The sequence below is a fragment of the Caulobacter sp. P1_B12_2 genome, assembly GCF_056406675.1.
This window is the reverse complement of the sequence record NZ_JBFTZS010000069.1, coordinates 1-20,263: the sequence shown is the minus strand read 5'-3', so window position 1 is coordinate 20,263 and position 20,263 is coordinate 1. Positions and strand designations below refer to the sequence as shown.

Sequence of the window (20,263 nt, the reverse complement as noted above, 5' to 3'; positions counted from 1 at the left end):
GCCACCTCCCCCGCGTTGCGGGTGAGGAGAAGGCCTTTCGCCTGCACCGAATCTGCACGGCAAACGCGCCGCCCGAACCGCTTTCCCTCCACCCCGMCAAGGCACTCAACAGGCTCCCGAAGTCGGAGCCCGCCATGCCGCTTTCCCGTCGCCCCCGCGACCTGTCCTTCGCGCTCAAGGCCAGCGCCGCGCTCGCCCTGGTGGTGGTCGCCGACCTGCTGTTCTGGGGCCACGACATCGGTTCGACGCTGGGCGCCTTCGCCCTGCTGCTGACCTTGGCCGCGACCGCCGTCCACCCCGCCGCTCGCCGCGACGTCAAGGCCGGCTGGGCGCTGGTCGCGGCGACGGTGCTGGCGATCGTCCTGGCCTGGGCGCCCAGTCTCCTGGCCTGGATCCTCTTCTGGGCGGCGCTCAGCCTGGCGGTCCTGCTGCCGCGCGCCGCGCGCTTCGACGACGCCTGGCGATGGAGCCAACGCCTGGTCGCCCAGGCAGTCGTGGGCCTGTTCGGACCGTGGATCGACCTGGCCCGGGCGCGCAAGGCCGGTCGAACGACGCGGTCCTGGAACTGGCGAGGGATCGTGCCGCTGCTGGCCTTGCCGGTGGTCGGCGGCGCGATCTTCCTGACCCTGTTCGCCGCCGCCAATCCCGTGATCGCCACGGCGCTGTCGGCCCTGCGCTTCCCCGCCTTCAGCGGCGACCTGGTCTTCCGGACCCTCTTCTGGCTGACGGTGCTGACCCTGGCCTGGAGCATGCTGCGGCCGCGCCGTCGCCGCGCCCTGTCGGTCGGCAGGATCCGGCCGGCCTTCTCGACCTCTGGGGGCTCGCTCGCCGGGGTCTCGGTGGCCTCGGTGACCCTGTCGCTGATCGTCTTCAACGCCCTGTTCGCGCTGCAGAACGGGCTGGACGCCGTGATCCTGTGGGGCGGGGCCGGACCGCCGGCCGGCCTGACCCTGGCGGAGTACGCCCATCGCGGGGCCTATCCGCTGATCGCCACGGCCCTGCTGGCCGGCCTGTTCGTGCTGATCGCCCTGGACCCGCGCAGGCCGACCGCGAAGGTTCCGCTGATCCGCATCCTGGTGGTGGTCTGGGTGGGCCAGAACCTGTTCCTGGTCGCCTCCAGCATCCTGCGCACGGTGGACTATGTGCGGGCCTATTCCCTCACCGAACTGCGGATCTCGGCCCTGCTGTGGATGGGCTTGGTCGGCCTCGGCCTGGTGCTGATCTGCTGGCGGATGCTGCGCGCCAAGAGCGGGGCCTGGCTGATCAACGCCAACGCGGCCGCCGCCGTGCTGGTGCTGACCGCCGGCTGCGTCGTCGATCTGGACGCGGTCGCCGCCGCCTGGAACGTCCGCCACGCCCGCGAGATGGGCGGCCAGGGGCCGGAGCTGGACGTCTGCTATCTGAGCCTTCTGGGTCCCTCGGCCTTGGTCTCGCTGGTCGAGGCCGAGCGCCGCTCGACCTCGCCCGAGCTGGCCGACCGCGTCGCCTGGGTGCGGGAGCGAGCCCTGATCGACCTGCGGACCCGGCAGTCCGACTGGCGCGCCTGGACGCCGCGCGGCGCCCTGCGGCTGGAACGGGTCCGCGCCCTGGAGCGCGAGCGTCCGCTGGTCCACAGCGTCCGGGGCTATCCGCGGCAGTGCGACGGCCGCCCGTCGGGTCCGCCGCCGCCCGAGCCGCCGCCTCCTTACGAAACGCCCGCGACCGCCCAGGACGTCTTGCCGTTGACCGAAAGCCCGGAGCACTGAACATGAGCGCCATGCAGCGCACGATCCTGGTCGTCGACGACGATCCCCATATCCGCCAGCTCCTGGTGTTCGCCCTGGCCAAGGTCGGGCTGGAGACCCGCGAGGCGGCCGACGGCGAGGCGGCCCTGGCCTCGGTGGCCGAGCGGACGCCCGACCTGGTGGTGCTGGACATCAACATGCCGCGCCTGGACGGGCTGGAGGTCTGTCGCCGGCTGCGGGCCCAGGGCGATCTGCCGATCCTGTTCCTCAGCTCGCGCGACGACGAGATCGACCGGGTGCTGGGCATCGAGCTGGGCGCCGACGACTATGTGGTCAAGCCGTTCAGCCCGCGCGAGGTGGTGGCCCGGGTCCAGGCGATCCTGCGGCGCGCCGGCGGGAAGACGGCGGACGCGGGAACGGCCGACGGCCAGATCGTCCGGGGCAAGCTGAGCCTGGACCCCGAGGCCTGGAGCGCGGCGTGGGCGGGCGGCGAGGTGTCGCTGACCGTCACCGAGTTCACGATCCTGCGCACCCTGGCCGCGACCCCGACCAAGGTGTTCAGCCGCGACGCGATCATCGACCGCCTGCGCGGGCCCGGCTTCGCGGTGACCGACCGCACCATCGACAGCCATGTGCGCAACCTGCGGGCCAAGTTCGCCGGAGTGGGCGGGCACGACGTGATCGAGACGCGGGCCGGGATCGGCTACCGGCTCGGCGCGTGCGCAGGCGTGGCTGGATGAGCAGCTGGCTGCGGCGCTGGTGGCCGGCCCTGCGCCTGCGGGCCATCCTGCTGACCGTGCTGCTGTTCGCCGCCGCCATGCCGGCCATCGGCGCGGTGTTCCTGCGGACCTACGAGAACACCCTGATCCGCCAGACCGAGGCCGAGCTGACCTCGCAGGGCGCGGCCCTGGCCTCGGCCGCCGCCAATCTGTGGCCCGGCGCCGTGCGCGACCTGACGCCGGCCGACCCCGACGCCCGCGACGACCCCGGCTACTACCGTCCCGAGTCGACCAGCGTGGACCTGCGCAGCTCGCCCCTGCTGCCCGAGCGACCGGCCGCGACGCCCGGGGCGACCGCCGATCCCAAGGCCGAGGCCGCCGCCGAACTGCTGGAGCCGATCTTCGACCAGACCAGCCGCAGCACCCTGGCCTCGATCCTGATCGTCGACCGCCACGGCGTGGTGGTGCGGGGCCTGGGGCAGGGCGGCAGCCTGGCGACCCTGCCCGAGATCCGGGCGGCGCTGCACGGCCATGCGCGCACGGTCTTGCGCCGCAACGGGGCCTATCATCCGCGCTATTCGTTCGAGTGGCTCAGCCGCGCCTCGGCCGTGCGCCTGCACCATGCGCGGCCGGTGGTGGTCAACGGCCAGGTGGTCGGGGCGCTGCTGCTGTCGCGCTCGCCCCGGGCGCTGTTCCGCGGCGTCTACCAGGACCGGGGCAAGCTGCTGATCGGGGCGGGGGCGACGATCCTGCTGCTGGTGCTGCTGTCGGGCCTGGTGTCGCGYGGCGTGACCCGGCCGATCGAGGCGCTGAGCGCCGCCACCCGCAGCGTGGCCGCCGGTCAGGGCAGCGTCCCGGAGACCCCCGCCACCGCCGCCGTCGAGATCCGCGACCTCTACCAGGACTTCCGGGTGATGGCCGACGCCATCGCGGTGCGCTCCCGCTACCTGCGCGACTTCGCCGCCGCGGTCAGCCACGAGTTCAAGACGCCGCTGGCCGGGATCACCGGGGCGGTCGAGCTGCTGGACGACCATTTCGACACGATGAGCCAGGCCGAGCGCCGCCGGTTCCTCGGCAACATCTCGGCCGACAGCGCCCGGCTCTCGCAACTGGTCGGCCGGCTGATGGACCTGGCCCGGGCCGACATGGCCATGCCGCAGGCCGGCGTGGCGTCCGAGCTGGCCCCGGTGGCGCGCCGGGTCGCCGACGCGCAGGGCCGCGACATCGCCGTGGTGCTGGACCTGCCGGAGGGCCTGCCCCTGGTCGCCGCGCCCGAGGCGACGGTCGAGACGGTGCTGACCACGCTGGTCGAGAACAGCCGCCAGGCCGGGGCGCGGACGGTGCGGATCGTGGCGGCGGTCGTCGGCGACGAGGTGGTGCTGCGGGTGTCGGACGACGGCCCGGGCGTCCCACCGGCTGACCGCGAGCGCCTGTTCGAACCGTTCTTCACAAGCCGGCGGGAGACCGGCGGGACGGGCCTGGGCCTGTCGATCGCCCGGTCGCTGCTGGCGGCGAGTTCGGGGCGGATCGGGCTGGTCGAGGGCGAGGCGGGGGCGGTGTTCGAGGTGGGGGTGTTGAGGGGATGAGAATTGGGAGGCTGGCTGATGTCGGCTTACGACCCTGGTCGGACGTTGGGCGACGCGGCTAAGCTAGACCTATGGGAACACTCAGCACGACCAGCGGCAAGTTTGAGTACCAGTGGGCGAGCGATGTCAGTTTCGACGGCGTGAGGCTCGAAATCCTGACCGGCGATGGTGATGTCCTGTTCGACGTCAGCGTCCCGGAGCATGGAGATCTCACGATCAACACGTTCTCGAACGAGATCGGAATTGAAATAATCGAAGCCGCAATTGATGTCGCGCGCGAGCGGCAAGTAGGTCCGCGAGCGACCCTGAGCAGACCTTGGACAGCCGGCCGCGGTCGCTAGTCCCAGGAAAAGGCCGTTCGCAGGTTGCAGCCCGAAGGCGTCTGCCCCTCCTCGAACAGATTCACCCGGCCAATGGCCTCGATCTGGCCCGCCGTCAGAGGTCTTGGCGAGCTGATATAGGCGACGCCATGGGCGCCGTTCCATATGGCGACCTCGTAACGCCCACTCACCTGCCGCTGCGCGAACCTTGCCGGTCGCGTGTCTATTGGCTGTTCGACGAGTTCGCCATCCGGTCGCCCGGCCCAACCTATTCCGCGAACGTCGAGCGAGCCGAACGCTCCTTTCCACCGGAAGCTCCCTCCGTGGACGCCGCCCTCCAACGTCGTAATCTCCTCGCCAGGCAGGAGATCAATTATGGGGGAGTAACCGCAAAAGCGCGCTGGCCCCTTTAACTCGCTCGCTTCCGCGCACGGAGAGAACGTGATGGCCAAGGTGCAAGCTACGACCAGTGCTTTCATTGCGACCTCCGAGCCGGCGGTTCTTGCATGAAAGCCTAGGTGGCCTGGGGTCTGCAACCGACCCAAAGCAGTCACTAGCGTTGCAGGAGGTAAGACGACTGCATACTCTCGTACTCAAAGAATCCCAACCGGCCGGGGATGCAAGACACGAACGCTCCGTTTCCCATGCCGATGATTGCATCGAGCGCTTCCCCCAAAGGCATCACCCGTCCATCCAAGTCGCTCCCGGCGGCTAAGACGTAACAAGTGGCCGGGGCGCCTCTCTTTGCCAACATGGCTTCCACCTGGGCTGTAAACGCGTCACTGCCTGTCAGGTGTTGAGCATAACGTGGGTCGAGGCGGACAGCATGATCCAACAATGACCGAGCTTTGGCCCTGCGCTTCTCGCCCAACTCGAGCAAAGTCTCCATCCGACGTCGCGTTGGTTCAACAAGGAAGGCCAGAAAGCCTCGTTCGTGGTCGTTCATAAACCGACCGTGGCGCACGCGACCGCTACAATCAACATCTTCGCTTTCCACCCCGAACAGACCTTCGCCCCGTCCGCTTTCCGGAATGGCGCCCAAGGTCTGGTTTCGGGCGTGGGGCTCATTTCCGCACCCGACCCCATTGCGGCCCTTCGCCTTCGCGCTAGCTTGGGCGCATGACCGATGAAGAGCCTGTGCCACACGATCTAATCTTCGGCGCGAAGGTCCACGATCCAGCCTACTGGCGCAGGCATCCGCTGGTCGCTGAGGTCGAGGCGCATTTTGACGGCTCTCACGGCTGGGTCGGACTCAAACTCGGGCAGGAGCCAGCGGCGGGCACTCATCTGAACTATGCAATATCCACGACGGCTCGAGCGACGCGAGCGGATCCCGATCTGTATTTCTACGGTGAGGGCGATTGTCCATTGTCTCTGTTCGAATATGCTCCGCGAGTTAGAGAGCTCCGAGTCGCGATCGAAGGACCGGTCGATGGCGATGACCGCCACTGCTGGTCGGTTGGTATCTGGCTAACTGAGCCCGCAGCGAGGCTGTAGCCAAGGTCCGAAACCCACCCCTAGCTGACCTTCGGAACGTTCGCTCGGCGCAAGCCCCCATCAACGAGGGGTTCCGGGCACAAGGCCCGGAATGACGGCGGAGGGGGCAGGTGTATGGCTCGCCCCCTACCGCCGCCGCAGGATCACCCGCACCGCCCGCCGCGCCACGATCACGCCGATCGTCGCGGTCACCGCGCCGCCCAGGCGCCAGGCGTCGCCGGTCTGGGTGAAGGCGGCGGCGACGCCGGCGGCCACGAGGGCGGCGCCGAGCAGGATCTGGAGCAGGACGGGTCTGGTCATGCGGCTCAGGTAGGGGGCTAGACGCGGTTGCGTAACCCCCTCGCGCCTCACAACCGTCCGCGTCGTCCGCCGCCCTTGAGCTTGTCCAGCGCGCGGCGGGCGTGTTCGGCCTGAGCCGCCACTGGGGCGGCCACTGGGGCCTCCACGGGCGCGGGGGCGATCCCCGGCGTCGAGGCCATGATCATCGCGCTCACGTTCGCCACGCCCTGGGCGGCGTGCAGGCCGGCGGCGGCCGTTTCGGCCAATTTCGGCTTGCCGCGCGGCGTCGGCATGATCAGCACGACCTTGCGGGCCATGGCGGCCAGGTCGCCGACGGCTTTCGCCTTGTCGCGGGCCTGGCGGATGACGGCGGGGTCGGTGGAGGCCTCGATGCTCGTCCAGGCCGCTTCGAGGGCGGCCATCAGCTTGAGCTGGAAGGTCAGGCCCCAGGTGGGGATGTCTTGGGCTTGGGGCCCAGCCCCGAGATCCTCCCCCGCTTCTCCGGAAACGCCGCGACCATGCTTGGGGACACGCCGCAAGGGCGTGTCCCCGGCTGCCACCCCTGTGGATAACTTTCGCCGTTACGACGTCCAGCCCCCGCCCAGCGCCTTGTAGATCGCCACGACGTTGGTGTTCACGCCGGTCTCGGCCACCGTCATCGAGTCCTCGGCCGCCAGCAGCGTCCGCTCGGCGTCGAGCAGCACCAGGAAGTCGATGCCGCCCTCCTTGTACTGGATGCGGGCCAGTTCGGCGGCGCGGCGCGAGGCGGCGGCCTGGTTGGTCAGGCTGACCAGCTGGGCCTGTTGCTGGCGATAGGCGACCAGGGCGGTCTCCAGGTCTTCCAGCGCCCGCAGGACGGTCTGGTCGTAGACGGCCAGGCTGGCGTCGTTGCGGGCCTCGGCGGCCTTCAGGCGCTGGTGCGCGCCGCCCAGGTCCAGGGCCGGCCAACTGACCGACGGGGCCACCGACCAGGCCTGGCTGGCGCTGTTGCCGAAGCCCGACGACGTGCCCGACAGGAAGCCGATGAAGCCCGTCACCCGGACGCGCGGGAAGAGGTCGGCCGTGGCCACCCCCACCTTGGCGGTCTGAGCGGCCAGGCGACGCTCGGCCGCCTGGACGTCGGGCCGCCGGCGCAGCAGATCGGCGGCGTCGCCGATCGGCAGGGCGGCGATCAGCGGCGTGACCTCGGTGGTCCTGGCGACCAGCACGGCGTCCAGGGCGCCGGGCCGCTGGCCGATCAGCACGCACAGCCGGTAATTGGCGCGCGTCTCGGCGGTGATCAGGGCCGGGATCACCGCTTCCGTGGCGTTCAGGCGGGCCTGGGCGCTGGCGACGTCGATCGGATTGCCGGCCCCGGCGTCGTAGCGAACCTTGGTCAGGCGCACCGTTTCGCGCTGGGTCTCGAGGTTGCGCTCGGCCACGGCCAGGCGGGCCTGGGCGCCGCGCAGCTCGAGGTAGTTCCGGGCCACCTCGGCGGCGATGGTCACCTGGGCGTCGCGCAGGTCGGCCTGGGCCGCCCCGGATTCGGCCCGGGCGGCTTCCACGCCCCGGCGGACGCGGCCGAACAGGTCGATCTCCCAGCCGGCGTCGAAGCCGGCCTGGTAGGTCTCGCTCTCGACGCGCTGGCCGCCGGAGCCCGGCTGCTGCTGGTCGCTCTTGACGTAGGCGCCGCTGGCGGTGACCCGCGGGACCTGGTCGAGGCGGGCGTCCTTGAACAGGGCGCGGGCCTCGTCCACCCGGGCGACCGCGACGCGGATGTCGAGGTTGCCCGACAGGGCCTGGGTGACCAGGCTGTCGAGGACCGGATCGTTGAACGCCTTCCACCACTGGGCCTCGGGACTGGCGGTGGTGAAGGCGCCGGCCGGGGCGTTCTGCAGCACCACCGGCGCGGTGACGGGGGTCTTGTAGTCCGGCCCCACGGCGCAGGCGGCGAGGAGGAGCGCCGAAGCGCCGACGATAAAGCTGAGTTTCAAGGCAGTCATGGGTGACCTCTGAGGTCTCCCTTCCCGTCGGCGGATCGGGGAAGGGTTAGGAATGGGGGAGGCAACAAAGGCTGTCATCCCGGACAAGGTCCGACGGACCGCAGATCCGGGACCGCCGGGAGCGCTGAGCTCAGGCGTCGGTCCCGGATCGGCGCGCTTCGCGCTTGTCCGGGATGACAAACGCTTTGGGTGATGGAGGGGAGCGGTGAAGGCGTTCATCAGTGCGCCTCCACCGGGGTGGCCCGCTCCGCCTTCAGCGCCGCCTTGCGGGCGGTGTTGCGGCGGATCACGAAGTAGAAGATCGGGGTCAGGATCAGGCCGAAGACCGTCACCCCCAGCATCCCCGAGAACACCGCCACGCCCATGGCGCGGCGCATCTCGGCGCCGGCCCCGTGCGAGGTGACCAGAGGGGCCACGCCCATGATGAAGGCGATCGAGGTCATCAGGATCGGCCGCAGGCGCAGGCGACAGGCTTCCAGCACCGCTTGCAGCGGCGTGTCGCCATGCTCCTCTCGCTCCTTGGCGAATTCGACGATCAGGATGGCGTTCTTACACGCCAGCCCCACAAGGACGATCAGTCCGATCTGGGTGAAGATGTTGTTGTCGCCATGGGTCAGCAGCACGCCGGCCAGGGCCGACAGCAGGGTCATCGGCACGATCAGGATCACCACCAGCGGCAGGGTCCAGCTTTCGTACTGGGCGACCAGCACCAGGAAGGCCAGCAGCACGCACAGCGGGAAGACATAGATCGCCGTGTTGCCCGCCAGGATCTGCTGATAGGTCAGCTCGGTCCATTCGAAGCCCATGCCGTTGGGCAGCTCCTGCTTGGCCAGGTCCTCCAGCGCCTTTTGCGCTTGGCCCGTCGAATAGCCGGGGGCCGGGCCGCCGTTGATCTCGGCCGTGAGCACGCCGTTGTAGTGGCTCTCGCGGTCGGGGCCGGTGGCCTCCTTGAAGCTGACGAAGGCGCCCAGGGGGATCATCTGGCCGTCGGCGTTCCGCGTCTGCAGGCGCAGCATCTGCTCGGGCTGCATGCGGAATTTCTGGTCGGCCTGGACGTTGACCTCGTAGGTGCGGCCAAAGCGGTTGAAGTCGTTGACGTACAGCGAGCCCAGATAGACCTGCATGGTCTCGAACAGGTCGGTCAGGGAGACGCCCGAAGCCCGCGCCTTCTCGCGATCGATGTTGGCCTCGATCTTCGGCACGCTGACCTGGTAGGTCGAGAACACGCCGACCAGGGCGGGGTCCTTGCGGGCCTTGTCGATCAGGTTCTGGGTCTGCTTGTTCAGCTCATCCGGGCCCAGGCCCGCGCGGTCGACGATCTGCATGCGGAAGCCGCCGATCGTGCCCAGCCCCTGCACCGAAGGCGGCGGGAAGACCGCGATCTGGGCGTCGGGGATGGCGCCGAACTTGGCGTTCAGCTCGCCGACGATGGCGTTGGCCGACATCGACTTGTCCTTGCGGTCCTTGAAGTCGGACAGCGGGAAGAACACCGCGCCGGAGTTGGGGCTGTTGATGAAGCCGTTGGCCGACAGGCCGGGGAAGGCCACCGAGTGCTTGATGCCCGGCACCTTCATGGCGATGTCGCCCATCTGGCGGATCACCGCTTCGGTGCGGTCCAGCGAGGCCGCGTCGGGCAGTTGCACGACGGCGACCACATAGGCCTTGTCCTGCTGCGGCACGAAGCCGCCCGGGGTCTTGGCGAAGGCGAAGACCGTCAGGGCCAGCAGGATGCCGTAGACCACCAGGCCCGCGGTCGACTTGCCCAGGGTGCGGCCGACATTGCGGACATAGCCGTTGGACGCCTTGGCGAACATGCGGTTGAACGGGTTGAACAACCAGCCCAGGGCCGCGTCGATCATCTTCTGGAAGCGGTCCTTGGGCGCGTCGTGGCTCTTGAGGAGCACGGCGGCCAGGGCCGGCGACAGGGTCAGGGAGTTGAAGGCCGAGATCACCGTCGAGATGGCGATGGTCAGGGCGAACTGGCGGTAGAACTGGCCCGACAGGCCGCTGATGAAGGCGGTCGGGATGAACACCGCGCACAGCACCAGGGCCGTGGAGATGATCGGTCCGGTGACCTCGCTCATGGCCTTGCGGGTGGCGGCCGCCGGCTCGAGGCCGTCGGCGATGTTGCGCTCGACGTTCTCGACCACGACGATGGCGTCATCGACCACGATGCCGATGGCCAGGACCAGGCCGAACAGGGTCAGGGCGTTGAGGCCGAAGCCCAGCATCAGCAGGATGGCGAAGGTGCCGATCAGCGAGACGGGCACGGCGATCAGCGGAATGATCGAGGCGCGCCAGCCCTGCAGGAACAGCACCACCACCAGCACGACCAGGATGATGGCCTCGATCAGGGTGTGGATCACCGAGTTGATCGATTCCTGCACGAAGGCGGTGGTGTCGTAGATGATCTCGTAGTCGACGCCTTCCGGGAATTCCTTCTTCAGCTCCTTCATCGTCTTCTTGATGTCGGCGGCCATGGCCAGGGCGTTGGAGCCCGGGCGCTGGAAGATCGGCATGGCGACGGCCGACTTGTTGTCGAGCAAGGATCGCAGGGCGTAGTTGTTGGCGCCCATCTCGACCCGGGCCACGTCGCCCAGGTGAGTGATCTCGCCGTTGGCGCCCGAGCGGATGATGACTTCGCGGAACTGCTCCTCGTCGGTCAGGCGGCCGGGGGCGTTGACCGACAGCTGGAACTCGGCGCCGCCCGGGGTGGGGGGCGCGCCCAGCTGGCCGGCGGCGACCTGGACGTTCTGCTCGCGCAGGGCTTTCACCACATCACCGGCCGTCATGTTCAGCGAGGCCAGCTTTTCCGGGTCCAGCCAGATCCGCATCGAGTACGAACCGGCCCCGAAGATCTGCACGTCGCCCACGCCGTCGACGCGCTTGAGGCGGTCGCGGACGTTCAGCTGCGCGTAGTTGCTGAGGTACAGCATGTCGTAGCGGTTGTTGGGCGAGATCATGTGCACGACCAGGGTCAGGTCGGGCGAGGCCTTGTCGGTGGTCACGCCGATGCGCTGCACCGCCTGGGGCAGTTTCGGCAGGGCCTGGGCGACGCGGTTCTGCACCTGCACCTGGGCCTTATCGAGATCGGTCCCGAGGGCGAAGGTGACGGTCAGGATCATCGCGCCGTCGGAAGCCGACTGCGACGACTGGTAGATCATGCCCTCGACGCCGTTGATCGCCTGCTCCAGCGGCGCGGCGACGGTCTGGCCGATGACGGCGGGGTTGGCGCCCGGATAGGCGGCGCGCACGACCACGGTCGGCGGCACCACCTCGGGATATTCCGAGATCGGCAGGCGCGGCAGAGCCACCAACCCGGCGATGAAGATGACGATCGAGAGCACGGCGGCGAAGCGCGGCCGGTTCACGAAGAACTTGGAGAAATTCATGGGAGGCGTCCGGGGAGGAGGCAAAGAGGGGGCGTGGGCCGGTTCAAATCCGGCCTCGAAAGCGAATTCCGGATTCGCTCATCCCGGCGTTCGCCGGGATGAGCGGATTTAGAGGAGGGTCAGTTCTGGGAAACCGAGTTGATCACCGCGACGCGCTGCGGGCCGGTCTCGAACTGGGAGAGGTCGCTGGTCAGGTCGGTCTTGACCACCACCGGGTTGACGGTGTCGCCCGGCTTGACCTTCTGCAGGCCGCCGACGATCACCCGATCGCCGGGCTTCAGGCCCGTGCGGATGATGCGCAGGTTGCCGGCCAGCGGGCCGATCTCGACCGGGCGGTACTCGGCCTTGTTGTTGGCGCCGACCACCACGACGAAGCGCTTGCCCAGGTCCGTCGCCACCGCGCGGTCGGGGGCCAGGGCCACCGTCGCGGCGGTGTCGCTGACCATGCGGATGCGGGCGAACAGGCCCGGGGTGAACCGGCCGTCGGCATTGGCGAAGATCGCCCGGCCGCTGATCGTCCCGCTCTTGGCGTCCATGGCGTTGTCGATGAACTTCAGCTGGCCCTGGTGCGGATAACCGTCCTCGGTCATCAGGCCCATATAGACCGGGCTGGCCTTGCCGCGTTCGGCCGAGGCGTACTTCAGGAAGGTCTGCTCGTCGGCGTTGAAGGCGGCGTAGATCGGGGTGTCCGACACGACCGTGGTCAGCAGGTCGGCCGGGGTGACCAGGTTGCCGCGGGTGATCACGGCCTTGGAGACCCGACCGTCGATCGGCGAGACCACCCGGGTCCATTCCAGGTTCAGGCGGGCGGTCTGATAGGCGGCGCTGGCGGCGGCGACATTGGCCTGGGCGGCTTTTTCTTCCGCCGAGAGACGGTCGAACTCGCTCTGGGCCAGGGCGTTCTGCTCGATCAGCCGGCGGCCGCGCTCGCGGTTGACGACCGCCAGGTTCAGCTGGGCCTTGGCGCGATCCACCTCGGCGGCGGCGCGGTTGGCCTCGGCCTGGTAGGGGCGGGCGTCGATCTGGAACAGCACCTGGCCCTTGCGGACCCGGGCGCCTTCCTCGAACCGGGCGCCGTCGATGTAGCCGCCGACGCGCGGACGGATGTCGACGGTGTCGATGGCCTCGAGGCGGCCGGTGAAGTCATCCCACTGGCGCAGCTCCTTGAAGGCCACGGCGGTGATGGTGACCTGGGCGGGCGGCGGGGCGGCTTCCTGCCTGGCCTGCGCGCTGCAGGCGGCCAGCACGGCCATGGCGGCCAGACCGGCAAAGGAGGTGAAGACGGGGCGGAGGGACATATGCGGACCTGTCGGACAAAGGAGGCGGAGAGGAGAGATCGAGTTTTTCATTCCCAGACGGGACGCCGGGATTTGGATCGGGCCTTTGGCGATGCGGCCCAGTCCTGACCGGACGGACCGTCGGCGCCTTGGCCGATCAGCTTGCGGAAGGAACGGACGGGGCCGGCCAGCCATTGGGCTCGGGCGGGCGGGGCTATGTCTTGGCTTGCGCTCGGGGGCATGGCTTACGCTCCGTTCCGGGACTAAAAGATCAAATGTCGCAGTTGCTGTTGCTTGACGTGACGTCCATCTGTGACGATGTAGTCGTATGTGACGGTACCGTTCGGTATCATCCGCGCTGTGAGAGATACTGACCGGTAACTCTCACGTCAAGGTGAGGTGCGTTGAAAATGGCTGCGAGAAATTCTGGCGGGGGCAAGGTGGACGAGTTGGAGGCGCCCGTGAGCGCTCCGTTGTCCAAACGACCGGCCCGCGACCGGATCTTCGAAACGGCCCGCGAGCTGTTCTATCAGCACGGCATCCGCGCGGTGGGCGTCGAGGCGATCGCCCACGAGGCCGACGCCACCAAGATGACGCTGTATCGCAACTTCCCGTCGAAGGACGAGCTGGTCGCCGAGGTGCTGCGCGAGCAGGAACGCGACTACTGGATCTGGTGGGACGAGATCACCGGCTGCACCTGCGGCGATCCCCGCGTGCAACTGGAGGCGATCTTCGACGCCTTCGAGACCAAGGCCTGCAACGCCGACGTCCACGGCTGCCCGCTGTCCAACGCCGCCATCGAACTGCATGAAGCCGATCACCCGGCCCAGAAGGTGTCGGTGGCCTACAAGCAGCAGCTTCACGCCCGTCTGGTCGACCTGTGCAAGCGGGCCGGCGCGGCGGACGACGACCTGGCCGACGGCCTGATGCTGCTGATGGAAGGCTCGTACACCGCCCGCGTCACCCTGGGTCCCAGCGGCCCGGTGCGGGCCGTGGCGCGCGCGGGCCGGTCGCTGATCAAGGCGCACCTGGACAAGTAGGACGGCTAAACGCGCCGCGCGAACACCCATCCCCCGACGGGTTCGCGCGGCGCGCGCCGGCGCCGCCTAAGGGGAGGGAAAAGACGTCGCCGCTAAAAACCTATCAAAAAGATAGGAATTGAGTCTCGGCAGATTTTCTGACCCTGGCCGCAGATCATCCAACGACCCGAGAAACTAAAAACGGGGCCAGGAGTTCTGGCTCGCGTCAGTTGCGCCCGAGGCCTAGCAGTGTCGTCAAGTTGTGAAGATGCGAGCCTATAAGATGTGTCGATGTCATCCCCTCGTAGGGCGAATGTCGGTCTGACCTCGATGTTTCGGGGCCGGTCCGGCGCCCGAAAACTCCGCTCGTAGGCGCCTCATCCGGCGCACCCCAAAGTCCGATTTGCGTAAGGAGCTCGTCATGGCTCTGTTGATTTCCGTCGCCCCGGCCGAACAAGGCTGGTCCGTGCGCTCCGAGGCCCTCGAGGCCGAGCTGACCTTTGAACGCGGCGGCCGCGCCGAAGCCGCCGCCCGAGATCTCGCCAACCGCATCGCCGCTTCAGGGCGCGCCGCCGAGGTGCGGGTGTTCCTGCGCGGCGGCGCGGAAGCCGGGCGCTTCCTGCACCCCGCGCGGGCCTGGGCGAGCTAAAGGCGTCTTCTTCAATAAAGCTGTCATCCCGGACGAGCGCGCAGCGCGAAGATCCGGGACCGACGCGTGGACTCAGCGCTTCCGGCGATCCCGGATCTGCGGCCCTGCGGGCCTTGTCCGGGATGACAATTTTTTCTGGATGGGGCTTCCTACAGCCACCCGTTCCGCTTGAACCGCCAGTACAGATACCCGATCACCCCGGCGACCCCGGCCATCACCGCCGGATAGCCCCACGTCCATTTCAGCTCCGGCATGTGCTCGAAGTTCATGCCGTAGACGCCGGCCACCGCGGTCGGCACGGCCAGGATCGCAGCCCAGGCGGCCAGCTTGCGGGTGATGGCGCTCTGCCGCTGCTGTTCCAGCAGGGAGGCGGCCTCGAACACCGAGGTGATCACCTCGCGCAGGGCGTCGACCATGCCCTCGACCTTCTGCGTATGATCGAGGACGTCGCGGAAATAGGGCCGGACGTCGTCGTCCAGGCAGGGCGTGTCCAGGTGCTCCAGCCGCCCGCAGACCTCGGCCATCGGCGACAGCACCCGCTTGAAGCGGATCAGGTCGCGCCGCAGGTGGAACAGGCGCTTGACCTCGTCGTGGCTGAGGAAGGCCTCGAGCGTGCGGCGCTCGATGTCCAGCACCTCGTCCTCCAGCGCCTGGATGATCGGCAGGTAGCCGTCGACCACGAAGTCGAGCACCGCGTGCAGCACATAGTCCGACCCCTTGGCCAGCAGGGTCGGCGAGGCCTCCAGCTGGGCGCGCAGATCGGTGTGGGCCCGGGCCGAGCCGTGGCGGACGGTGATCAGATGACCCTGGCCGACGAAGATCGCTGTCTCGCCATAGGCGATCTGGGCGTCGACCAGCTGGGCGGTGCGGGCCACCACGAACAGCTCGCGGCCATAGACCTCGACCTTGGGACGCTGATGGGCGTTGAGCGCATCCTCGATCGCCAGGGGATGCAGCTTGAAGCGGGTCTGCAGCCGGGTCAGCTCGGCCTGGCTGGGCTCGTACAGGCCGATCCACACGAACTCGCCGGGCTTGGTGTCCAGGGCGTCGTCGAGGTCGAGGCCGACCTCGCGGGTCCTGACGCCATCCTTGTAGATATAGGCCGCGACGACGCTCATCGGGATCTCGAACTGCCTGGCTCGTCCCGCAAAATGGGACGGCGAAGATTCCTTTTAGCCAACGCTTCGGCTTTCGTCCGGTTCATGTTTAGCCTCTCGCCAACGCCGCGAACGCCGTTCATTGTGAGGGCTTCCGTGGTTGCGGTAACATCGATGGATCGCCCGAAGCGGCGACGGGGGAAATGCGAATGGGAAGCGACGCCGCGAAACCGGTGAAGGGCGCCAAGGGCGGTCGGACCGTCGGACGCAAGGACGGGCTGGTCATCGGCGCCGCCTCGGTCGGCACCGTTTTCGAGTGGTACGACTTCTACCTCTACGGCTCGTTGGCCACCTACATCACCAAGCACTTCTTCTCGGGCGTCAACGAGACGACCGGCTACATCTTCGCCCTGCTGGCCTTCGCGGCCGGCTTCGCGGTGCGGCCGTTCGGAGCTCTGGTGTTCGGCCGGCTGGGCGACCTTTGGGGCCGCAAGAACACCTTCCTGGTCACCATGCTGTTGATGGGCCTGTCGACCTTCGTGGTCGGGCTGCTGCCCAGCTACGCCAGCATCGGCATCGCCGCGCCCATCGCCCTGGTGGTCATGCGCCTGGTCCAGGGTCTGGCCCTGGGCGGCGAATACGGCGGGGCGGCGACCTATGTGGCCGAGCACGCGCCGCCCGGACGGCGCGGCTTCTACACCAGCTTCATCCAGGTGACGGCCACCTTCGGCCTGTTCCTCAGCCTGGTCGTGATCCTGCTGACCCGCAACGCGGTGGGCGACGACGCCTTCCAGGCCTTCGGCTGGCGCATCCCGTTCCTGATCTCGGTGCTGCTGCTGGGCGTGTCGCTGTGGATCCGCCTGCAGCTGTCGGAAAGCCCGTCGTTCCAGAAGATGGTCGACGAGGGCAAGGGCAGCAAGAAGCCGCTGGCCGACTCGTTCGCCAAGTGGGGCAATCTGAAGATCGTCATTCTGGCTTTGGTGGGTCTGACCGCTGGTCAGGCGGTGGTCTGGTACACCGGCCAGTTCTACGCCCTGTTCTTCCTGGAGAAGATGCTCAAGGTCGACGGCGGCACGACCAACCTGCTGGTGGCGATCGCCCTGCTGATCGGCACGCCGTTCTTCGTGGTCTTCGGCTGGCTGTCGGACAAGATCGGCCGCAAGCCGATCATCATGCTGGGCTGCATCCTGGCGGCCCTGACCTATTTCCCGTTGTTCAAGACCCTGACCACGGCCGCCAATCCGCAACTGGCCGCCGCCGTGGCCAGCGCGCCGGTGACCGTGGTGGCCGATCCGGCCGACTGCTCGTTCCAGTTCGACCCCGTGGGCAAGACGGTGTTCAACCGCTCGTGCGACCTGGCCAAGTCTTACCTGGCCAAGGCCGGCGTCACCTACGCCAACCAGGCCGCTCCGGCCGGTTCGGTGGCCCAGGTGAAGATCGGCGCGACAACCATCGCCTCGTTCCCCGGCCAGACCCTGGACAAGGCGGCCTTCAAGGATCGCAAGACGGCCTGGGAACAGGAACTGGGCGGGGCGCTCAAGACCGCCGGCTATCCGGCCAAGGCCGATCCGGCCCTGATCAACAAGCCGCTGGTGGTCGGCATCCTGGCGATCCTGGTGCTGTACGTGACCATGGTCTACGGCCCGATCGCCGCCATGCTGGTCGAGATGTTCCCGACCAATATCCGCTACACCTCGATGAGCTTGCCCTATCATATCGGCAACGGCTGGTTCGGGGGCTTTCTGCCGACCACGGCCTTCGCCATGGTCGCGGCCACGGGCAACATCTATTACGGCCTCTGGTACCCGATCGTGGTGGCCGCGGTGACCGCCGTGGTGGGGATCCTGTTCCTGAAGGAAACCAAGGACGTCGATATCGAGGCCTAGCGGCGGTCTGGCCGGGAGCGCTCAGCTCCCGGTCAACAGCCCGTCGATGTGGGCGCCCTGGGCGTTGTCGCGTCGGGCGTCGAGATAGGCCGTCACCCGGTCCAGCATCTGTTCGGCCTGATTCAGTCCGCCCAGCGCCCAGTCGATCTCGCTGACCGTCCGGTGGTCGCCGTGCAGGCGTTCGCGGGACGCGGTCAGGGCCTTCATGGCCACCGCGTGCAGGGCGGTCATGTCGCGGCAGGCCTCGGCGGCCATCCAGCCGACCGCCGCCATCCGCCGGGCCCGACACAGCGCCGCCTCGGCGTCGCGCTGGCGCGTTTCGGCCTCGCGCAGCACGGCCTTGGCTCGAATCAGCTGGCGCGCGCCGCTTTCGGCGATCTGGCGCCTTTGACGACGCTCGCCGTCGCAGGCCGCCTTCATCTCGCGTAAAGCTTGCGCCCAGTCATCCCGCTCTCGCGGGTTGCTTGGAGTCTCCGAGAGATTCCGTTTCCCGAAGATCGCCATTTCCTTCCAATTTTGACGAGTCATAGAGTCCTCCGTGACCCTGCTTCGTCGCCATGTTTCTTCCGAATCTCTCGGTCTGCTATGCGGCAAGTGCCAATCGCGCATCTATTCCTTCTAATTTTATGTATTAATGAATAATGTTAAATTAACTATACACTAAACTTGGTTATCAAGCTGAGCCATGCGGAAAATTGTAATTTTCTCTGCTGTTTCGATGCTTTCTAGTGGTTTCACCTTACTTACAACCAGGAGGGGTCGTGTCATCGTCAAAGGGTGAATCGGGCGTGACGACAGGTGCGATCGCTTAAAGATCATGGCGCAAGCGTCATTGATCGCATCGTCTCCGCCAGGAGAGGTCCGATGGACAATGAAGGCATGAGGGAAGCCCACCCTCAATCTTGGTCGAGCGCCGACTGGCGGCCGGCCGGGACGAGCACGTCGAGCGGAGATCCGACCCAGGGCGGACGGTCCGCCGACGCCCTCGACGAGCGGCGGTCGTTCGGCGCGCGGGCGACGCCTGTTTCCCTGGGCCACGTGGTGCTTTCCGAAACCCGCGGTCCGCACGAGGTCTGGGCCCACACCGCCGGTCGCGACCTCGCGATCACCCAGCTGACGCCCGAGCCGTGCCGGGGCCACCTGCTGCGCGCCAGCCTGGGCGACATGGGTTTCGACGCCGGCGCGTTCGACGGCGACCTTCGCGTGCGCGGGATCATGTCGCGCAAGGCCTTCAGCCTGGTCTCGGTAATGGAGCAGGAGGGCGTGCTCAACCAGTGGGGCCACCGGATCGAGGAGGGCGACATCGTCGCCATCCCGCCGGGCGGGGAACTGGACGGACGGTTCCAGGGCCACGTCGCCTATGCCGTCGTCACCGCGCCCTGGGGGCTGGTGATGCAGCGGGCCGAGGCGTTCGAATGGCTGGCCGACCCGTGCTTCTGGACCGAGCCGGCCGTCTATTCGCCGCCGCCCGAAGCCCGGGCCGCCTGCAAGCGCGTGCTGCAGGGCTGCGCCAGCATGCTGCGGGCCTTGGGCGCCGGCGTGCCGAGCGGCGCCGTCGCCTTCCTGCGCGACGAACTGCTGGACGGCCTGCTGACGGCTCTGGCCGAGGTCAAGGTCGAGGGCGCGCGTCGCCAGGGCGCGCTGAACGCCGCCCGGATCGTCCGGGGCGCGGAGGATTTCCTGGAGAGCGGCGGCGCCCGCCAGGCCGTGCAGATCGAAGACATCTGCGTGGCCCTGAACATCTCGCGCCGCACGCTCTACCGCGCCTTCCACGACCTGCTCGACGTCAGCCCCAAGGCCTATCTGCGGCTGAAGAACATGTCGGCGGCCCGGGCACGGCTGCTAGACGCGGGCAATCGGCCGACCACGGTGACCCAGGTGGCGCTCGACCAGGGCTTCTGGGAGCTTGGGCGCTTTTCGGGCGCCTATCGGGCGATGTTCGGCGAGGCCCCGTCCGAGACCCTGCGCGGGGCGCAGGCCGACAGCCTTAGGCGTTGACAGCGACCGCCGACGCCGCCGACGCTTAAGGCGAGCGCGCCAGGCGCTCCCATGTAGGGTGGCGTTCATGGCTTCGCGTCCCATCCGTGCCTGTTTCGCCGCCTAGTTCGCCGGGCATGGCTAATCGACCGACCGCCGTGGTCCTGTACAACTGGCGCGGCCAGTGGCCGATGCGCCGTTGGGAGCATCAGCGGATCTTCGCCTGGAAAGCCTATTTCCCCGGGCGGGTTACGTTTCTGAACATCGGCTTTCCGTTCAACTCGGCCTGGATCAAGCAGTTGGATCCGGATCTGGTGCTGATCGACGCCACGGCCCTGACCGCGCGCTACACGAAAGTGGGCTTGGGCGGCCTGCGACGGGCGATGGACGCGGTCCCGGCACGGTCGAGCCGCGTCGCCGCGCCGCTCGACGAGTTCCTGGGCTTGCCGGCCCTCCGCGACTTCTTGGTCGAGGCGCGAGTCGATCTGTTGCTCACCGCGCTCGAGCCGGCGGTGTGGGACGAGGTCTACCCGGTCGCACAAAGGCCCTTCGCCCTGCGGCGGTTCCTGACCAGCTATATCGACGACGCTCTGATGCGGCGAACCTCCAGCGACCTGGCGCGGCGACCGATCGCCGTCAGCTATCGGGCCTGGGAGGCGCCGGCCTGGCTGGGCGAGATGGGCGTCCTCAAGCGCGAGGTCGGGCTGAGGGCGGCGGCCTGGGCGCGCGCGCGCGGCCATCACGCCGACGTGGCGGTGGACGGCGAGCGCAGGCTGGTCGGCGACGCCTGGATCCGCCTGCTGGGGGCCAGTCGGGCGGTGGTCGGGGTCGGGGGCCAGTCGGGCGGTGGTCGGGGTCG

Annotated in this window: 17 protein-coding genes; 9 read left to right on the top strand and 8 right to left on the bottom strand. The window is 68.2% G+C overall.

Translation table 11 applies throughout. The features are described 5' to 3' along the window. Window positions 1-134 precede the first annotated feature (134 nt). The 4 genes from AC1DZ6_RS06565 (at window position 135) to AC1DZ6_RS06550 (ending at window position 4,370) form a co-directional block, all read left to right on the top strand. The gene (locus tag AC1DZ6_RS06565; RefSeq protein WP_477096392.1) at window positions 135-1,745 is read left to right on the top strand and encodes a DUF4153 domain-containing protein; all 1,611 of its coding nucleotides are present in this window, start codon (window positions 135-137) and stop codon (window positions 1,743-1,745) included. Between the two features lie 2 nt (window positions 1,746-1,747). Further along, window positions 1,748-2,464: a response regulator transcription factor gene (locus AC1DZ6_RS06560; protein WP_477096391.1), complete on the top strand. Its 717-nt coding sequence runs from the start codon at window positions 1,748-1,750 to the stop codon at window positions 2,462-2,464. Continuing rightward, window positions 2,461-4,029 carry a sensor histidine kinase gene (locus tag AC1DZ6_RS06555; protein ID WP_477096390.1) on the top strand — a complete coding sequence of 523 codons (1,569 nt, stop codon included), beginning with the start codon at window positions 2,461-2,463 and terminating at the stop codon, window positions 4,027-4,029. Before AC1DZ6_RS06560 ends, AC1DZ6_RS06555 begins: the two co-directional genes overlap by 4 nt. Before the next feature lie 71 nt (window positions 4,030-4,100). After that, the gene (locus AC1DZ6_RS06550; RefSeq protein ID WP_477096389.1) at window positions 4,101-4,370 is read left to right on the top strand and encodes a hypothetical protein; all 270 of its coding nucleotides are present in this window, start codon (window positions 4,101-4,103) and stop codon (window positions 4,368-4,370) included. On the opposite strand, the gene AC1DZ6_RS06545 is transcribed toward AC1DZ6_RS06550, so the two are convergent. From AC1DZ6_RS06545 to AC1DZ6_RS06520, 6 genes are all read right to left on the bottom strand, one after another. Further along, the gene (locus AC1DZ6_RS06545) at window positions 4,367-4,540 is read right to left on the bottom strand and encodes a hypothetical protein (protein WP_477096388.1); all 174 of its coding nucleotides are present in this window, start codon (window positions 4,538-4,540) and stop codon (window positions 4,367-4,369) included. The two genes, AC1DZ6_RS06550 and AC1DZ6_RS06545, sit on opposite strands and share 4 nt — an antisense overlap. 1,432 nt (window positions 4,541-5,972) lie before the next feature. Further along, window positions 5,973-6,146 (bottom strand): hypothetical protein, encoded by a 174-nt coding sequence (locus AC1DZ6_RS06540; RefSeq protein ID WP_477096387.1) that lies wholly within the window; start codon window positions 6,144-6,146, stop codon window positions 5,973-5,975. Window positions 6,147-6,193: 47 nt separating this feature from the next. Then, window positions 6,194-6,547, bottom strand: a complete 354-nt coding sequence (locus AC1DZ6_RS06535; RefSeq protein WP_477096393.1) for a hypothetical protein — start codon at window positions 6,545-6,547, stop codon at window positions 6,194-6,196. A 159-nt stretch (window positions 6,548-6,706) separates the two neighbouring features. Continuing rightward, on the bottom strand, window positions 6,707-8,107 hold the full coding sequence (locus AC1DZ6_RS06530; RefSeq protein ID WP_477096386.1) for an efflux transporter outer membrane subunit: 1,401 nt from the start codon (window positions 8,105-8,107) through the stop codon (window positions 6,707-6,709). 218 nt (window positions 8,108-8,325) lie between these two features. After that, window positions 8,326-11,499 carry an efflux RND transporter permease subunit gene (locus AC1DZ6_RS06525; RefSeq protein WP_477096385.1) on the bottom strand — a complete coding sequence of 1,058 codons (3,174 nt, stop codon included), beginning with the start codon at window positions 11,497-11,499 and terminating at the stop codon, window positions 8,326-8,328. A 119-nt stretch (window positions 11,500-11,618) separates the two neighbouring features. After that, window positions 11,619-12,797, bottom strand: coding sequence for an efflux RND transporter periplasmic adaptor subunit (locus tag AC1DZ6_RS06520; RefSeq protein WP_477096384.1), 1,179 nt, complete (start codon window positions 12,795-12,797; stop codon window positions 11,619-11,621). Between the two features lie 389 nt (window positions 12,798-13,186). Between AC1DZ6_RS06520 and AC1DZ6_RS06515 the strand changes: the two genes are divergently transcribed. Both AC1DZ6_RS06515 and AC1DZ6_RS06510 read left to right on the top strand, forming a co-directional pair. After that, the gene (locus AC1DZ6_RS06515; RefSeq protein ID WP_477096383.1) at window positions 13,187-13,816 is read left to right on the top strand and encodes a TetR/AcrR family transcriptional regulator; all 630 of its coding nucleotides are present in this window, start codon (window positions 13,187-13,189) and stop codon (window positions 13,814-13,816) included. A 400-nt stretch (window positions 13,817-14,216) separates the two neighbouring features. Next, window positions 14,217-14,444 (top strand): hypothetical protein, encoded by a 228-nt coding sequence (locus AC1DZ6_RS06510; protein ID WP_477096382.1) that lies wholly within the window; start codon window positions 14,217-14,219, stop codon window positions 14,442-14,444. 149 nt (window positions 14,445-14,593) lie between these two features. Here AC1DZ6_RS06510 and corA read toward each other — a convergent pair whose 3' ends face one another. Then, window positions 14,594-15,562, bottom strand: coding sequence for a magnesium/cobalt transporter CorA (gene corA / locus AC1DZ6_RS06505; protein WP_477096381.1), 969 nt, complete (start codon window positions 15,560-15,562; stop codon window positions 14,594-14,596). Window positions 15,563-15,750: 188 nt separating this feature from the next. On the opposite strand from corA, the gene AC1DZ6_RS06500 reads away from it, so the two are divergent. Further along, window positions 15,751-17,427: an MFS transporter gene (locus tag AC1DZ6_RS06500; RefSeq protein WP_477096380.1), complete on the top strand. Its 1,677-nt coding sequence runs from the start codon at window positions 15,751-15,753 to the stop codon at window positions 17,425-17,427. A 21-nt stretch (window positions 17,428-17,448) separates the two neighbouring features. Here the strand turns inward: AC1DZ6_RS06500 and AC1DZ6_RS06495 are convergent, their stop codons facing one another. Further along, the gene (locus AC1DZ6_RS06495) at window positions 17,449-17,847 is read right to left on the bottom strand and encodes a hypothetical protein (protein WP_477096379.1); all 399 of its coding nucleotides are present in this window, start codon (window positions 17,845-17,847) and stop codon (window positions 17,449-17,451) included. A 459-nt stretch (window positions 17,848-18,306) separates the two neighbouring features. Between AC1DZ6_RS06495 and AC1DZ6_RS06490 the strand changes: the two genes are divergently transcribed. Continuing rightward, window positions 18,307-19,425 (top strand): helix-turn-helix domain-containing protein, encoded by a 1,119-nt coding sequence (locus tag AC1DZ6_RS06490; RefSeq protein ID WP_477096378.1) that lies wholly within the window; start codon window positions 18,307-18,309, stop codon window positions 19,423-19,425. Between the two features lie 116 nt (window positions 19,426-19,541). Further along, a partial coding sequence (locus tag AC1DZ6_RS06485) for a hypothetical protein (RefSeq protein WP_477096377.1) occupies window positions 19,542-20,263 on the top strand: 722 nt, incomplete at its 3' end.

Coding starts and splice junctions, on each gene's coding strand:
- AC1DZ6_RS06565 (WP_477096392.1), top strand. CDS start 135: ATGCCGCTTTCCCGTCGCCCCCGCGACCTGTCCTTCGCGCTCAAGGCC.
- AC1DZ6_RS06560 (WP_477096391.1), top strand. CDS start 1,748: ATGAGCGCCATGCAGCGCACGATCCTGGTCGTCGACGACGATCCCCAT.
- AC1DZ6_RS06550 (WP_477096389.1), top strand. CDS start 4,101: ATGGGAACACTCAGCACGACCAGCGGCAAGTTTGAGTACCAGTGGGCG.
- AC1DZ6_RS06540 (WP_477096387.1), bottom strand. CDS start 6,146: ATGACCAGACCCGTCCTGCTCCAGATCCTGCTCGGCGCCGCCCTCGTG.
- AC1DZ6_RS06535 (WP_477096393.1), bottom strand. CDS start 6,547: ATGGCCGCCCTCGAAGCGGCCTGGACGAGCATCGAGGCCTCCACCGAC.
- AC1DZ6_RS06530 (WP_477096386.1), bottom strand. CDS start 8,107: ATGACTGCCTTGAAACTCAGCTTTATCGTCGGCGCTTCGGCGCTCCTC.
- AC1DZ6_RS06525 (WP_477096385.1), bottom strand. CDS start 11,499: ATGAATTTCTCCAAGTTCTTCGTGAACCGGCCGCGCTTCGCCGCCGTG.
- AC1DZ6_RS06520 (WP_477096384.1), bottom strand. CDS start 12,797: ATGTCCCTCCGCCCCGTCTTCACCTCCTTTGCCGGTCTGGCCGCCATG.
- AC1DZ6_RS06515 (WP_477096383.1), top strand. CDS start 13,187: ATGGCTGCGAGAAATTCTGGCGGGGGCAAGGTGGACGAGTTGGAGGCG.
- AC1DZ6_RS06510 (WP_477096382.1), top strand. CDS start 14,217: ATGGCTCTGTTGATTTCCGTCGCCCCGGCCGAACAAGGCTGGTCCGTG.
- corA (WP_477096381.1), bottom strand. CDS start 15,562: ATGAGCGTCGTCGCGGCCTATATCTACAAGGATGGCGTCAGGACCCGC.
- AC1DZ6_RS06500 (WP_477096380.1), top strand. CDS start 15,751: ATGGGAAGCGACGCCGCGAAACCGGTGAAGGGCGCCAAGGGCGGTCGG.
- AC1DZ6_RS06495 (WP_477096379.1), bottom strand. CDS start 17,847: ATGAAGGCGGCCTGCGACGGCGAGCGTCGTCAAAGGCGCCAGATCGCC.
- AC1DZ6_RS06490 (WP_477096378.1), top strand. CDS start 18,307: ATGAGGGAAGCCCACCCTCAATCTTGGTCGAGCGCCGACTGGCGGCCG.